Source organism: Diplocloster modestus (assembly GCF_019042245.1).
Taxonomy (GTDB): domain Bacteria; phylum Bacillota; class Clostridia; order Lachnospirales; family Lachnospiraceae; genus Diplocloster; species Diplocloster modestus.
This window is the reverse complement of the sequence record NZ_JAHQCX010000014.1, coordinates 23050-38941: the sequence shown is the minus strand read 5'-3', so window position 1 is coordinate 38941 and position 15892 is coordinate 23050. Positions and strand designations below refer to the sequence as shown.

Below are 15892 nucleotides of genomic sequence, written 5' to 3'. Positions count from 1 at the left end.
ATCGCAATTAAATTATTTATTGCCATTTGGGGGAAAGCTGACTATACTGGTAGTGATGAATTCAGCATTTGAAATGATGAAGTTAGGATTGCAGGAATTGATGGAGGATATGTGTATGGATAAACCCGTATTGGTGATCATGGCGGCGGGTATGGGCAGCCGGTATGGTGGATTAAAGCAGATCGATCCGGTGGACCGGGAAGGCCATATTATTATGGATTTTTCCGTTTATGATGCGGTCCGCGCCGGTTTTAAAAAGGTTATATTTATTATTAAGAGGGAGAATGAAGAAGTCTTCCGGGAAGTGATCGGTAACCGGCTGGAAGAGTATGTGGAAGTAGCGTATGCTTATCAGGAGCTTACGGATCTGCCGGCAGGATATCGGGTGCCGGAGGGAAGGGTGAAGCCCTGGGGGACCGCGCATGCGGTATTTAGCTGCCGGGATCTGATTCAGGGACCTTTCGCGGTGATAAACGCGGATGATTATTATGGGCCTAAGGCGTTTCGGATGATTTATGATTTTCTGGTCAGCCATGAGGATGGTCAGAAGTATACAAGCAGCTTTGCTGCGACCCAGTCCGAAGGGCATGCATTAAGGGATGCTGTAAAGTACCATTATGCGATGGTGGGCTATGTGCTGGAGAATACTCTGACGGAGAATGGTTCCGTAGCCCGGGGTGTATGTGAGATCAGCGGGGACGGCCATCTGGTGAGCGTGACGGAGCGGACGAAGATTCAGAAAATAGAGGGGGAGACCGCGTATTCTGAGGATAACGGAGCCACCTGGAGACCGCTGCCTGCGGACAGTACGGTTTCCATGAACCTGTGGGGATTTACCGAAAGTTTTTTGGATGAGATCCGGAAGGGTTTTGATGATTTCCTGCGGGAAGGGATTTCGGATAATCCGTTGAAATGTGAATATTTTCTTCCGACAGTCGTGACGAGACTGCTTCAGGAAGAGAAGGCGTTGGTTACGGTGCTGCGCTCGGAGGATAAATGGTACGGAGTGACTTATAAGGAAGATAAGGAAATGGTGGAACTGGCGATTCAGTCCTTTAAGGATCAGGGGAGATATCCCCAGAATCTGTGGACGGAAAGATGAGGAAAATATGTCGATTTTGGTTACAGGCGGCGCCGGTTATATTGGCAGCCATACATGTGTGGAACTTTTAAATGCGGGTTATGAAGTGGTGGTCGTGGATAATCTATGCAATTCAAGTGAAGAGTCTTTGAAGCGGGTGGAAGAGATTACTGGTAAGCTGCTTAAGTTCTACCGGGCGGATCTGCTTTGCCGGGAGGCTATGGAAGAGATTTTTGAAAAGGAGCAGATCGATTCGGTCATCCATTTCGCAGGACTGAAAGCGGTGGGAGAATCTGTGGAAAAACCGCTGGAGTATTATTATAACAATGTCACCGGGACACTGGTTCTATGTGATGTGATGAGAAATCACGGCGTAAAAGATATCGTGTTCAGTTCGTCGGCTACGGTCTATGGTAATCCGCACACTGTTCCGATCCGGGAGGATTTCCCGCTGAGCGTCACGAACCCCTATGGACGGACAAAACTTATGCTGGAAGAGATCCTGCAGGATCTTCATGTGGCGGACCCGGAGTGGAACGTTATCCTGCTCCGCTACTTTAATCCGATCGGTGCCCATAAGAGCGGCCGGATCGGGGAGAATCCGAAAGGAATTCCCAATAATCTGATGCCTTATATTACCCAGGTGGCAATCGGAAAACTATCCCGTCTCGGCGTTTTTGGAAACGATTATGATACGCCTGACGGTACGGGGGTCCGGGATTATATCCATGTGGTTGATCTGGCCGGAGGCCATGTGAAGGCGATTGGGAAGCTGAAAAGTAAAGAGGGCGTGTCCATCTATAATCTGGGTACCGGTAACGGCTATAGTGTTCTGGACATGGTGAAGGCTTTTGAGAAAGCCTCGGGCAGGGAGATTCCCTATGAGATGAAACCCAGACGGGCAGGAGATATCGCCACTTGCTATGCGGATCCCGCCAAAGCAAAAGCAGAGCTTGGCTGGGAAGCCCAATACGGGTTGGATGAAATGTGTGAGGATTCCTGGAGATGGCAGTCCCAAAACCCCGATGGGTATACACAACAGTAAATGCGGCTGTAGAGGAAACGGTTACACCATACCTGAACTAAGCCGCAGTAAATGCGGCTCTGGAGGATAAGATGAAAGTATCCCGGAAATGTAAAGCTTTTTGGAAAGCGATGAAGATGGAGCTGCGGGAACATAAAAGCTCATTTATCGTGTTTGTAATACTAAGAGCAGTAGTCATCCTCATGATGATCCTGCAGTTGTTTAACCGGAATTATGAAAATGTGTTTTTATGTGTCCTGACGCTGCTTTTGCTCATGGTGCCCAGCTTTGTCCAGATAAACCTTAAGATAGAGCTGCCGACGACCCTGGAGATTATCATCCTGCTCTTTATATTTTCCGCTGAGATACTGGGTGAAATCGGGGCATATTACATCAAATATCCTTTCTGGGATACCGTCCTCCACACCTTGAATGGTTTCCTCGCCGCTGCCATCGGTTTTTCCATGGTGGATATCCTGAACCGGAATGAACGCTTCTCTTTTCAGCTGTCCCCGGCCTTCATGGCTATCGTGGCTTTCAGTTTTTCCATGACGATCGGAGTGATCTGGGAATTCTTCGAGTGCGGCATGGATCTGTTCTTTGGCATGGATATGCAGAAGGATACGATTTTACATACGATCAATTCCGTGATGCTGGACCCGGCCGGAGGAAATCATCCTACAGCCATAACCGGTATACAGGAGGTCATGATTAACGGCCAGCCTCTGGGGCTGGGCGGTTATCTGGATATCGGTCTGTTCGATACCATGAAGGATCTGTTTGTAAACTTTATCGGCGCCGTTGTTTTCTCCGTTTTTGGCTTTTTCTATGTGAAAAACCGCGGAAAGGGCAAATTTGTCGGGCGCTTCGTACCCAGTCTCAAAAAAAAGGAGGCGGATTTCCTTCACATCGCAGAGGCTGAGGAACTGGCAGCGGAAGAAGTGGAGCAAAGGGAAAAGTTGGAATAACCCCTGTTCCACCAGAAATTAGCACTTGACAGTTCCAGTCAAAATGTTGTATTGTATTTGCGATGATAACATTTACCCTTCAGGTATATGGATATACTTTTAGGAACTGGAAGCAGAATAATTTCATATAGAGTATATTTCTCTTATTCAGAGTGGTGGAGGTACATAGGGCCTGTGAAACCCGGCAACCCCTAGCGATAGGAAGGTGCCAACCTGAGCGAGTAATCGAACGATAAGGGGATTTGATTATCAATTTTGTCGAGTCCGCTTTTGCGGATTCTTTTTTTATTCAACAGGCAAGTATGTGAATAGAATAAAAAAAGTCTTACGTAAAATTCCGGCGTCGACAACAGGAAATACCCTGCGGGTATACCTGAATGCCTTGCAATACAGGCAATAACACGGAAACTAAATTTGTAAACCGGCAGAGGCCGGATCATCCAAAGGAGGAAACAAGATGGAAAAAAGACTATTTACGTCCGAATCTGTGACTGAAGGACATCCCGACAAGATCTGCGACCAGATCTCCGATGCGATCCTGGATGCGCTGATGGCAAAAGACCCCATGAGCCGTGTGGCCTGCGAGACGGCCACGACGACAGGGCTTGTACTGGTGATGGGAGAAATCACGACTGAGGCTTATGTGGATATTCAGAAAATCGTGAGAGATACGGTCCGGGAGATCGGATATACTCGTGGAAAATATGGATTTGACGCGGACAACTGTGCGGTTGTGGTCGCTCTGGATGAACAGTCCAGCGATATTGCCCTGGGAGTGGACAAGGCCCTGGAGGCGAAGGAACATAAGATGAGCGACGCGCAGATCGAGGCCATCGGTGCAGGGGATCAGGGTATGATGTTCGGATATGCTACCGATGAGACCGAAGAACTGATGCCTTACCCCATCGCCCTTGCTCATAAACTGGCGCTTCAGCTGACGAAGGTCAGAAAAGACGGCACCCTTACGTATCTGAGACCCGATGGTAAGACCCAGGTTACGGTGGAATACGACGAGTCTGGAAAACCGATTCGTCTGGATGCTGTGGTTCTGTCCACCCAGCATGATGAGAAGGTCTCTCAGGAACAGATACACGAGGATATTAAAAAATACGTGTTTGACGTGATTCTGCCCCAGGAGATGGTGGATGAGAATACGAAGTTCTTTATCAATCCCACCGGACGCTTTGTGATCGGCGGACCTCACGGCGACAGCGGGCTGACCGGACGGAAAATTATAGTCGACACCTACGGCGGATATGCCCGTCACGGCGGCGGTGCTTTCTCCGGAAAAGACTGCACGAAGGTGGACCGTTCCGCGGCTTACGCGGCCCGCTATGTGGCCAAGAATATCGTGGCTGCAGGCCTGGCGAGGAAATGCGAGATACAGCTGTCCTATGCCATTGGAGTGGCACAGCCCACGTCCATTATGGTGGATACTTTCGGAACCGGAAAAGTGTCTGATGAGAAGCTGGTGGATATCATCCGTGAGAATTTTGACCTTCGTCCTGCCGGTATTATCAAGATGCTGAATCTGAGACGTCCGATTTATAAGCAGACAGCCGCATACGGACATTTTGGAAGAAATGATCTGGATCTGCCGTGGGAGAAACTGGATAAAATAGACCTGCTGAAGAAATATCTGTAAAGAGTTCCGGTTGAATTCCTGTTAGGCGGGAATGCATGAATGAAAAAATATAAGATGATAATGATAAAACATAAGATTATGCGGATATAATGGAATATCCGTCTGGGGCAGGTAATCTGTCCGGCAGCTGTTAAAGACTGCCGGGCAGTTTTTTCTTGCCTCCGATTGCTATATTATTTCGCGGCATGGAACCAAACCGCCTTCCGATTCCTCTAATTAGTGTAAATAAGATTTCAACGGCCGATGAAAGAAAGGATCTACGCAGTATGACAAAAGAAGCTTTTGCAAATGTGATTTTGGATAATGAGAGAAGCTTTTACCACATTTCCAAATCTATCCTGAAAAATGATGAAGACTGTGCGGATGCGGTACAGGAAGCAATAGCGGTCGCTTTCTCCAAGTTAGCGGGGCTTAAGCAGGACTGTTATGCAAAGACATGGTTTACGCGGATTCTGATCAATGAATGCTATCATCTGCTCAAAGACCGGAAACGGTACCTGCCGATGGAGCAGGAGGCGGACAGCGCGGCCGAGGCGGAGGAATACAGTGATCTGTATCTGGCGTTAGGGCAGCTCAAGCCCGATCTGCGCATAACCGTGGTTCTATATTATATCGAAGGATTTTCTGTGAAAGAGACCGCATTGATACAGAAGATTTCGGAAGGAACGGTGAAAAGCCGTCTCTCCCGTGGACGGGAAAAATTAAAACAGTTGTTAGAGGAACAGGAGGTACAGATATGAGATATGAAAAAAAACCGTTGTGGGATAATACATTTCCGGAAGTCCCGGAATGTTTTCACAGGACAGTGATACAGGAAATAGACCGGCAGGTACGGGATAAGAGCTGCCGAAGGAAAAAACATATCGGCAGAAAGGCTCTGCTGGTGTTAGCGGCCACCTTAATTTTGGGTACCACCGCGTTCGCGGCGGCAAGACATCTTTTGTTTGAACGGTTCGATATGGAACGGGATGAACGCAGGGAAAAAGCGGAAGATCTGCTTCAGACAGACATTACCCAGAAGACAGAAAAAAATGAGAACCCGACGGCTGGAGGAACCGCAGTCGAGGGATCTGAAAATTGGCTGCCGTTGGAGGACCAGTCTCCTCTATTACAGATCAGGGAAACCATATACGACGGAATGAAACTATACGTCTATGCCAACGCCACCGAAAACGGAAGAAAGTATGATCTGAACGCGGACCGCTTGTTTGCGGACGGAAAAGAATGCGGACCGGTGGATACTGTGGAAGAAAATGGAGAATATACATTCCGGGTAGATTTGTCCGAACAGGGGCTTCCAGATGATTTCGAGGTACGGATTCCGGTATCGGTATATCGTAAATCGACAGCGGAACCAGACTCAGATACCCAGAATCCGGAGGAAATCGTAAGGTACCAGAACCAGGACTTGATCTTCCGGGTGGCTTCTGACCAGCCCGCGCAGCGGCAGCAGGGTCAGATCATACAGCTGAAAGACTGCAGTGCTTCTTTAAACAACTGCGTCATCACCCCCATTTCCATGAAAATCGATTTTTCCTATCAGTTCTCGGGAGAAGGAGCGGAACAGAAGGCAAGAGATTTTGCATCAGGCACGGAATTCTTCTTCCGGGACGACCAGGGAAACGAATACGAATTTAAAAATGGAGAGGGTGGAAATTCCACGCTGGTCAATGTAGAGCAAACAGAAAATCAGGATTGGAGAGTAGACATCAGGTATGATATATCCGACGGCGCGGAGCAGATCACTGCCCTTGAGATCGTACCGATCCGTTTCCGGGAAATTCCGGACTCCGCAAGAGAGATCCTGGATGAATACGTATTTTCAGTACCTATTCATGACTGAGTATTGACGAACTCTTCTACCGGACCAAATAACAGAATACAACACAATAAAAATAAGAAATGACCGGGAAGAACATAGCCTAAGTTATTTACAGCAGCCGGGGAAAAATGATAGTATTTATATAAATAAGTATTTTGAGTGTCAGGAGGAGGTAATTATGCAGGAAAGGATCAAGATTCCATCGAAGGAGAACCCGGAGCTTCACCTTACCGTAACTCCTGGTCATTTTTCATCCGACCGCTTTCATGTCAATTATTATATAGATATGTCCAACCTGAAAATGCGTCAGAAGGAGGCTGAGATGGTGGCCAAGACGATGTCCCAGCGATATGTCAGCCGTGTGAATTTGACTCAGACCAATATGGGGGGAAGCGATTGTGCCTTTTTCTCGGAGATGGCCAGGTCGTTCGCGTCTAAGACTCCGATCGACACCATTATCTGTATGGATGGCTGTGAGGTGATAGGGGCTTATGTAGCGCAGGAACTGAGTAAGCTGGGGGTAAGTTCCCAGAACGAACACAAATCCTTTTATGTGGTAAGCCCTGAATTTGATTCCAGCGGCCAGATGGTTGTAAGAGACAATATACGAAGGATGATAAGGAACAAGCATGTGCTGGTCGTATTGGCTACCGCCATGTCGGGCCGGACGATTTATAAGAGTATCCGGTGTATTACATCCTACGGCGGTATCGTGGAGGGGATTTCGGTTATATTCAGCGTGATTGATAATATAGAGGGATATCCTGTAAATTCAGTATTCAAGGTATCCGATCTGCCGGACTTTAAGCTGTCCGAGCCGGATGACTGCGAGATGTGTAAGGCAGGCCTGCCGATGGATGCCATCGTGAACAGTTATGGGTACAGCGAACTTTAACGATATAAATGTTCCCCTTTCAGAAACCGCCTGGAAGGGGAGCATTCGTTTGCTTTAGAACCGTTCCAATATCATCGTCGATGCAGATTGACTTTTTACGTATTTCAGCGGGGGCAAAGGCTTCACCCAGATTGATACAGGCATAAGCAGCGTTCGGCCACTCATGAACCATGCGCCAGAAAGGAAATTTTATGATACCCGGCGTGTTCATTCCTGTGCCTAATTCAAGAAATAATGCCTGCCTATTTTTGTGCGTATCCAGAAATCCTCTGTAGCGTTCAGCAGCCAAATGCCAGCCTTCGTCCTCGACGAAGCTATTGTCTGAACGAAGATTCATACTCATGGGCTTACCGCAGACTGGGCAATGGGGAATCAGCCCGGTTGGAATTTTCATATCTAACTGACTTTTCAGCATCCGCAGAACCTGGGATTCATTGTCATAAGTTTTCCGGTGACAGGGCTTCGAACACTGAAACAGGCCGTAATCCCCCTGGGTATAGAACAGCCGGTGTTTATCAAAGCCTGCTTTTTGGAAACAATGATCTACATTTGTTGTGAGGACAAAGTAGTCCTTATCCTTTAACAGCCCGTATAAATCCTGATACACTGGTTTCGGCGGGTCCGTATAGCGGTTGATATAAATATACCTGCTCCAGTATGCCCAATACTCCTCTAAGGAAGCAAAGGGATAGAAACCACCCGAATACATATCCCGGAAATGATACTTTTCTTCAAAATCGGAGAAATACCGGTGAAAACGTTCACCATCATAGGCATATCCTGCCGAAGCTGACAGTCCTGCCCCCGCGCCGATGATCACCGCGTCAGCGTCTGCCAGGACCTCCCGCAGCTGTCCGATTATATCGGCACTCTCCCTGTTTAATATTGACATCTTAACCTCCTGCCGCGCATGGGCGGTGCTTAACTGTTTAACCTTATACACCCAGTAAATCCTCATAGATTTTCAAATCTTTATCCTTGAATACGTTAAAAATAACCTTTTCTATCCTCGTGTCGGAATCCAGGAATTCTCTCACAACAGCGATTGCTGTCTGGGCAGCCTCTTTGTTTGGAAAATGAAATTCCCCGGTCGATATGCAGCAAAAAGCAATGCTCAGGCATCCGTTCCCGGCAGCCAGTTCAAGGCAGGAACGGTAGCAGGAAGCCAGCAGTTCACAGTCCTTTTTCGTCACACGCTCATAGATGATCGGTCCTACAGTATGCAGGATATATTTACATGGAAGATTAAATGCCGGGGTGATTTTGGCTTTTCCGGTGGGCTCCCCGCCACCCTGCCGGTTCATAATAGCATCGCAAAGAAGCCTAAGCTGGATACCGCTGCGGGAATGCACGATATTATCGATGCAGGAGTGAAGCGGATAAAAACAACCGCGCAGAGCACTGTTCGCAGCATTCACGATCGCATCCACCCGGAGGGTGGTAATATCCCCCTGCCACAGAACGAGCCGTTCGTCAGACGAAAGAGGCGGCAGTAATTCCGCGTCTGTCACACCGGCCTTGTCGCGCTCCCAGCACAAATATTCATCCTGAATCCTTAAAAACTCTTTACCAATCTGTTTGGGCGGGCGGACATTCATCAAACTGCGAAGCAGGTCCTTTTGTCTCTGTTCATCTTCCGGTATCTCAATATCTTGTAAACGGGCATCCTCCGACAGCAGCTCTTGTATCAAATAAAATCTTTGTTCATCATGGGTCATATAACATTCTCCTTTTCCCATCAGACCAAAACATTCAATAATCTTCTTACACATTATTATAAATAAATACAGTACCTGTGTGAAGTACGCACCTTCCGGTATCATAGTTTCCGGCCGGTTACTATCAGAGTCCGCTAAGTACCACCTCAAATTGCAAATTCAAAACCATTCCATGGTATGTATGAAGCCGGCCAGGGCAATTGGAATCAGGCTCTTTTGAACTAAAGTAATAATAAGACAATAACACCCTCCTTCGCCACAACACTGATCCAGCCTGATTTAAAGCAGGGGCTTAAGTATCGGGGCAGCGCAAACCCTTCTGGAACGCCGGGTCCGGCCTCAGTGGCGGGGCAATAAGCCCATGGTTGAAAAAGCATGGCCGAATAGAGGAGGGAGACTCAAGGTAAAATGTCGGCCCACACGCCGACATTTTACCTGTTTTCAGAGGCTCCCAGATCTGTTCATGAGGTTGCTTTTTCAACCATGAGCTTATTGCCCCGCCACTGAGGCCGGACCCGGCGTTCCAGAAGGGTTTGTGCTGCCCCGATATATTAAGCCCCGGCCCCAAATCAGTACTCCACATCCTGCCCTGATTCGATAAATTCCCGGAGCTTTTCTTCATTTTCCAGCACAACACTGTGCCCATCCTTAGAGATAAACCCGTACTGCTTTAATTTACCCATGATACGGGAAACCGTTACCGGGTGGATACCCAGGTACTTGGACAGTTCAATATAATTAAAATATTTCGGCAGGGTCTTTCTGCCCTGTTTGTCTACAGAAAATTCCAGGATCAGACGGCAAAGCCTGACGGCGGCGGATTCTTCCTGGATCTGGTGATAACGGTCCAGAATATCCAGATAGTTTTTGGTCAGGATGCGCAGTAAAAACAGATTAAACTCCTGATCTTCTTTTACAAGACGGAAAAAATCGATATCATTGATGCGGTACAGGGTACAGTCTGTTTTGGCCACAATGGAAAAAGTTTTATACTGTGCGCCTTCTTCAGGGAGAAATAGCACGCGCTTCATAATCTGGGCAAAACCAATGATCCGTTTCGAATCAAAATAGAGATAAATCTTCTCCTCCCCATCCCGGGTCAGGCTCTGCAGGGCACAAAGCCCTTCTTCCAGAAGAAAAGCGCTGTGCTCATTGGTACCGCTGTTTGAATTATACAGATAGGTGTCTTTTTTAACCTGGACTTTCATACCATATTTATATAGTTTTTCAATATTTGTTTTCTCAAACATAATTTCCTCCAATGGTGCGTATTTTTGCACATATAGGTATGGGTGAACGTACTTTGTTCAACCGTTCCTCCAATGGTGCGTATTTTTCGTTCAACCGTTCCTCCATATACACGTTATTCAGTACGATAATTGGGGCTTTTCCAAGCGCTGTTATTTTATATTCTACCATATTTATTTCTGAAAAAATACTACAGAATTATAACCTGTGTTATTTTTTTGACGCTATTAATATGTTAATATCGACTTAATCTTTAGAAGTTTTATCGTGAATTTTTGTTAAAATTGTATGATCAGGGGAAGAAGAATCCGAAAAGATTTCGTCAATCTATTTTTTTTACTCCCGTTTGTTACAAAATTAACGATCCAAAATGTGTGATAAAGGAGATTAACGGTATGTCTAAACAAGTTCCCCAGAAGAAATCGATCAATACGACGGTAATCCATTCTGTGATCGGTGTCGCAATCATGATTCTGTTTCGGTTTTTGCCCATTTCTCTCCCGGAAGTTACGCCGGTCGGTATGGAAATTATCGGAATATTCATTGGTACATTATACCTTTGGACCACAGTAGATCCGCTCTGGAGCAGCCTGATGTCCGTAGCTATGATCGGCCTGTCCAGTTATAAGCCGATGTCGGCGCTGCTGGTAGAATTCATGGGGAATGTAACGATTATCCAGATGCTGTTTTTAATGCTCCTGGCAGGAGCATTAGTCACGAACAAAATTACGATGTACATAGGACGCTTTTTCCTGACACGAAAAATTACGAACGGCAGACCCTGGATGTTTACCATGATGATTTGTATCGGTTGTTTCTTGATGGCGGCCTTCGTATCCCCATTCGCCCCCATCTTCCTGTTCTGGCCTGTTTTGTATGACATTTTCGAGGAAGTCGGATATAAGCAGGGAGAGAAATATCCGAAAATAGCGCTGATCCTGGTAGTGATAGCCACGCTGATCGGCTTCCCGGTAGCTCCCTATATGAACAACGGGCTGGCCTTGATCGGTAATTTTAAGACGATCTCGGAAGCCGCTACCGGCACAGCTATTATAATAAATGACGGCGCGTATTTGTTTACCACATTGTTCATGGGCATATTGCTGATTATAGCCGTGATCCTTTTTTCCAAGTTTGTGTTCCGGCCGGATGTGGGTAAGCTGAAGTCTTTGAATGTAGAAATGTTAAAGAAGAATCCGCTTCCGCCTCTGAATGCCCAGCAGAAGGTGGTATCATGGGGATTCATTATTCTGATCATAGCGATGCTCCTGCCCAGCGTTTTGCCTAAGACGATTCCCGGAATGGCGTTCCTGGCGGAAAATACACCGGGTCTGGGTGTGTTGGTGGCAGCAGCGCTGGCAGCAATCCAGATTGACGGCAAACCGGCTTTGAATATTACCGGCGTATTCGCCAAGGACTTCAGCTGGTCGACCTTTTTCCTATGTTCGGCCGCCATCCTGATTGGAGGTGTGATGACAAATGAGTCTACCGGTATTACCGCATTCTTAAACCTGACGTTATCCCCGCTCTTTAACGGTATGAGTCCCATGGTATTCACGGTCGTAATCCTTATCGTTGCGGTGCTGCTGACCAATCTATGCAACAGCCTGGTAATCGGTATGATCCTGCAGCCAGTGATTCTCACATACTGTATGTCAACGGGGGCCAATGCGGTGCCGATCGTTATGATCATGATATTCTTTGTACTGCTCTCAGCGGCCATTACCCCTGCGGCATCACCGTTCGCAGCGATACTGCATGGCAATAAGGAGTGGGTTCCCTCCGGGGATGTATACAAATACACACTGACCTATGTGGGCCTGGAACTGGTCCTGGTCCTGATCATCGGTATTCCTGTGACTAATTTTCTGGCGGCTGTAATGAAATAACAGCGCCGGAAAACAGCCGCTAAGTGCTCATAGCACAAAAAATATTTTTCGACATTTAACACAGGTTATAGTAATTACCCCCGACTATAATATAATAGAATATGGTAACAGCAGTAAAGAAGGACGAAGGTTGAACAAAATGTTCATCCATCCCTTCGCGTAGCATGCGAAAAAAGGTACAGTGTACCTTTTTCCGTAGAATTTATGGCGCGGTAAACGCGCCGCTGGAGGAAAACATGAAAGAAAGGGGTTATTTTAATGGCACAGTATGATGTAGTAATAGTAGGGGCAGGTCCGGCGGGGATGACGGCAGCGATCTATGCGGCCAGAGCGGACATGAAGGTGTTAATGCTGGATAAACTGGCGCCGGGCGGACAGATTATCAACACCAACGAGATCCAGAATTATACGGGTGTAGGTTCTGTCAACGGCGCGGAGCTGGCTTATAAGATGTTCCAGCACACACAGGATTTCCAGGTGGAGTTCGACTATAAGACGGTTAAGGAGATCCAAAACGACGGTGACGAAAAAGTAATCTGCTGCGTGGAGGACGATACGGTCTACACGGCCAGTTCAGTGATTATCGCTACGGGAACCAGGCCGAGATGCCTGAACATACCGGGAGAAGATAAATTCCGCGGAAACGGCATCAGCTGGTGTGCGATCTGCGACGGCGCCCAGTATCGGGATAAAGATGTGGTAGTGATCGGGGGAGGAAATTCAGCGGTGGAAGAGTCTATTTTCCTGGCGGGTATCGTAAAATCGCTGACCATCGTTACTATGTTTGATCTGACCGCTGATCCCATGGCCTGTGATAAACTCAGGGCGATGGAGAATGTGAAGATTTATCCGTACCAGGACATTCTGGAATTCAAAGGTGAGAGTAAACTGGAGGGAGTTTACTTCAAATCTACCAAGACCGGAGAGGAAAATACGGCAGCTTGTGACGGAGTGTTTGAATACATAGGATTGACGCCCACGACGGAGTTCTTAAAAGATACCGGACTGTTGAATGATTATGGTTATGTAACTGTGAATGATAAGATGGAATCGAACGTTCCAGGTATCTATGGTGCGGGAGACTGTATTACGAAGAACTTAAGGCAGGTGATCACCGCATGCTCCGACGGAGCGGTCGCGGCACAGGAAGCTTCCCATTATGTGGAAAGATTAAGCAGATAAGATTTTCATTAGGCAGCACTGCCGGAGACGGTATGTACTGCCTTCTGCAAGAAAACACGGAACAGGCAACAATTAAGGAAACACCCTACGGGTATACCTGTATGTCTTAAAAAACAAGACAATAACAAGGAAAGGATGAAAATTATGTTAAAAGAAGTAAGCAGTGCAGAATTCAAAGAAACCGTAAACGATGGACTTGTATTGGCGGATTTCTTCTCCACCACCTGCGGTCCCTGTAAAATGTTATCCTTTGTATTAAACGATGTGGAAAAGGAATTTGGGGAAGATCTGAAAATATTGAAGGTGGATTTTGACCAGAACAAGGATCTGACCGCGGAATATGAAGTGACCGGGTACCCGACCCTGATTCTGTTAAAGGAAGGCTTAGAAGTTGCCAGAATGCAGGGACTTCAGCAAAAACCCGCTATTATCAAGATGATTCAGGAACAGAAATAAAACAAATGCGGCGTACAGCCGGGTGCAACAATTAAGAGGAGGATATTACCTATGTCTGAACAGATTACCTATAAGTTTACAGAACACCTTATTGAACAGCAATATGCAGCTGAGCAGGCGATGCTGGCTGAGCTGGAAGCGGGACATTATACCTTGGACAATCCGCTGGTCAAGTATAATGCATACCTTGTGAACCCGCTTTCCGCTGTTGTTCTGTTCAAAACCGACGAAGAAACAGCGATCAAAGTCACAGTTCTGGGAAAAACACCGCAGGCCAATATTTACCATACCTTCCCCAGGGCCAAGACCCATGTGCTGCCAATCGTAGGTCTGTACTCGGATTACACGAATAAAGTGGAAATCAGCGCATACCAGGGCGGATCTACAGTGGTTGAAATACAAACGCCCGACGTATATAATGGAGTTAAGCCGGTTTTTTCCATGGAGACCACACCTGAGTATCTGCAGGACAATATAATTCTGGTGTCTCCCGCCGGTGAAGATCTGGCATCCGGTTTTGACTATGCCGGCGATGCCCGCTGGCATATGAACATCGCCTGCGTATTCGACGTTAAGAGATTGAAGAACGGTAACCTGATCATGGGTTCCCATCGTTTGATCAAAATGCCGTACTACATGTCCGGACTTTATGAAATCAGCCCCTGTGGTAAAATTTACAAAGAATTCCGTCTGCCGGGCGGCTATCACCACGATGAATTCGAGATGGAAGACGGCAACCTTCTGGTGCTGACCGATGACTTCCAGAGAGACACCGTGGAAGACATGTGCGTGCTGATTGACCGTAATACCGGCGATATCCTGAAGACCTGGGATTATAAGAAATTTTTACAGCCGGGACTTGGAAAATCCGGGAGCTGGTCCGATGAGGACTGGTTTCACAACAATGCTGTATGGTATGACAAGAACACCAACTCCCTGACCTTCTCCGGAAGACACATGGATGCTATGGTGAACATCGATTACGACAGCGGGGAGTTAAACTGGATCATCAGTGATCCCACCGGCTGGCCCAAGGAATGGGTGGACAAATATTTCTTCAAGCCGGTTGGCGATAACTTTGAATGGCAGTATGAGCAGCATGCCTGTGTGATCACTCCGGACGGCGATGTGATGTGCTTTGACAACCATCACTACGGATCCAAGAACCGGGATGAATATCTGGCCGCCGGGGACAGTTATTCCAGAGGTGTCAGATATAAGATAAACGTAAAAGAAAGAACGATCGAGCAGGTATGGCAATATGGGAAGGAAAGAGGTGCGGAATTCTTCTCCCCTTATATCTGCAACGTAGAATACTACAACGAAGGCCACTATATGATTCATTCCGGTGGTATCGCGTACATGAACGGGGAGCCCTCCGAATTGCTGGGCGCATTCGCAAAACAGCAGGGCGGAGATCTTCGGACCATTACCGTAGAAATGTGCAATGGGAAGAAGGAACTGGAATTACAGGTACCCGGCAACTATTATCGGGCGGAAAAGTTAAAGCTGTATTCGGAGGGCATTAATCTGGAGCTGGGCAAGGGTCAGATCCTGGGTGAAATGGGCGTTACCCCTACGTTTGATACTGAAGTGCCTGCGGAAGTAACCGGCCAGCTGCTGCCCGTATCCTGCAATGCCAGCATGAACGAGGAATTTGACCGCTTTACCTTCAAATCCCGTTTTGAAAAAGGCCAGTTAGTCATGCTTCTGCTGGAAGCAGAGAATGAGACCAGAAGATACTTCATCTCTACCACAGCAGTTCCCCATCTGGCCATGTGCTGCGGAACCTTTCTGGACTCCGATGAGAGAAATACCAGAACTATGGTAAACAAGGCCGGCTTGTCCGGGACCTACGATGTGAGAGTCATCATCGACGATAAGAAATACGAAACCGGTATTCGGATCACTGTCTAGTGATCCGGTACCCGGCAGTCATCGTATGATTGCGAAACCGAAGAAAT

Annotated in this window: 14 protein-coding genes and 1 riboswitch; of the genes, 11 read left to right on the top strand and 3 right to left on the bottom strand. The window is 47.2% G+C overall.

Translation table 11 applies throughout. The annotated features are described in order from the left end of the window. The first annotated feature begins 115 nt into the window (after positions 1 to 115). The 7 genes from KTH90_RS17670 to KTH90_RS17640 all read left to right on the top strand — a co-directional run bounded on the left by KTH90_RS17670 (position 116) and on the right by KTH90_RS17640 (position 7435). A complete protein-coding gene (locus tag KTH90_RS17670) occupies positions 116 to 1102 on the top strand; it encodes a sugar phosphate nucleotidyltransferase (RefSeq protein WP_158353402.1) in 987 nt (328 codons plus the stop codon). A gap of 7 nt (positions 1103 to 1109) precedes the next feature. Further along, complete coding sequence (gene galE, locus KTH90_RS17665; RefSeq protein WP_238727156.1) at positions 1110 to 2126, top strand: UDP-glucose 4-epimerase GalE; 1017 nt, start codon at positions 1110 to 1112, stop codon at positions 2124 to 2126. Positions 2127 to 2197: 71 nt separating this feature from the next. Then, on the top strand, positions 2198 to 3073 hold the full coding sequence (locus KTH90_RS17660; RefSeq protein ID WP_158353398.1) for a hypothetical protein: 876 nt from the start codon (positions 2198 to 2200) through the stop codon (positions 3071 to 3073). Positions 3074 to 3213: 140 nt separating this feature from the next. Then, positions 3214 to 3312, top strand: a riboswitch (SAM riboswitch). A 218-nt stretch (positions 3313 to 3530) separates the two neighbouring features. Continuing rightward, positions 3531 to 4718, top strand: a complete 1188-nt coding sequence (gene metK, locus KTH90_RS17655) for a methionine adenosyltransferase (RefSeq protein ID WP_158353396.1) — start codon at positions 3531 to 3533, stop codon at positions 4716 to 4718. Between the two features lie 266 nt (positions 4719 to 4984). Further along, a complete protein-coding gene (locus tag KTH90_RS17650) occupies positions 4985 to 5458 on the top strand; it encodes an RNA polymerase sigma factor (RefSeq protein ID WP_158353394.1) in 474 nt (157 codons plus the stop codon). Then, positions 5455 to 6561: a hypothetical protein gene (locus tag KTH90_RS17645; protein ID WP_238727155.1), complete on the top strand. Its 1107-nt coding sequence runs from the start codon at positions 5455 to 5457 to the stop codon at positions 6559 to 6561. Before KTH90_RS17650 ends, KTH90_RS17645 begins: the two co-directional genes overlap by 4 nt. A 157-nt stretch (positions 6562 to 6718) precedes the next feature. After that, complete coding sequence (locus KTH90_RS17640) at positions 6719 to 7435, top strand: type I phosphoribosyltransferase (protein ID WP_238727154.1); 717 nt, start codon at positions 6719 to 6721, stop codon at positions 7433 to 7435. A 19-nt stretch (positions 7436 to 7454) separates the two neighbouring features. Here the strand turns inward: KTH90_RS17640 and KTH90_RS17635 are convergent, their stop codons facing one another. The 3 genes from KTH90_RS17635 to KTH90_RS17625 all read right to left on the bottom strand — a co-directional run bounded on the left by KTH90_RS17635 (position 7455) and on the right by KTH90_RS17625 (position 10403). After that, entirely contained in the window at positions 7455 to 8327 is an 873-nt protein-coding gene (locus KTH90_RS17635) for an SIR2 family NAD-dependent protein deacylase (RefSeq protein WP_238727153.1), read from the bottom strand. A 43-nt stretch (positions 8328 to 8370) separates the two neighbouring features. Further along, the gene (locus tag KTH90_RS17630) at positions 8371 to 9153 is read right to left on the bottom strand and encodes a protein-ADP-ribose hydrolase (protein WP_238727152.1); all 783 of its coding nucleotides are present in this window, start codon (positions 9151 to 9153) and stop codon (positions 8371 to 8373) included. Between the two features lie 569 nt (positions 9154 to 9722). Then, positions 9723 to 10403 (bottom strand): Crp/Fnr family transcriptional regulator, encoded by a 681-nt coding sequence (locus KTH90_RS17625; protein ID WP_158353385.1) that lies wholly within the window; start codon positions 10401 to 10403, stop codon positions 9723 to 9725. 393 nt (positions 10404 to 10796) lie between these two features. Here KTH90_RS17625 and KTH90_RS17620 point away from each other — a divergent pair, with 393 nt between their 5' ends. The 4 genes from KTH90_RS17620 (at position 10797) to KTH90_RS17605 (ending at position 15845) form a co-directional block, all read left to right on the top strand. Further along, positions 10797 to 12290 carry an SLC13 family permease gene (locus tag KTH90_RS17620; RefSeq protein WP_158353383.1) on the top strand — a complete coding sequence of 498 codons (1494 nt, stop codon included), beginning with the start codon at positions 10797 to 10799 and terminating at the stop codon, positions 12288 to 12290. Positions 12291 to 12548: 258 nt separating this feature from the next. Further along, the gene (locus tag KTH90_RS17615; RefSeq protein WP_158353381.1) at positions 12549 to 13472 is read left to right on the top strand and encodes an NAD(P)/FAD-dependent oxidoreductase; all 924 of its coding nucleotides are present in this window, start codon (positions 12549 to 12551) and stop codon (positions 13470 to 13472) included. A 144-nt stretch (positions 13473 to 13616) separates the two neighbouring features. Next, a complete protein-coding gene (locus KTH90_RS17610) occupies positions 13617 to 13928 on the top strand; it encodes a thioredoxin domain-containing protein (RefSeq protein ID WP_158353380.1) in 312 nt (103 codons plus the stop codon). A 51-nt stretch (positions 13929 to 13979) separates the two neighbouring features. Then, a complete protein-coding gene (locus KTH90_RS17605; protein ID WP_238727151.1) occupies positions 13980 to 15845 on the top strand; it encodes an aryl-sulfate sulfotransferase in 1866 nt (621 codons plus the stop codon). Positions 15846 to 15892 lie beyond the last annotated feature (47 nt).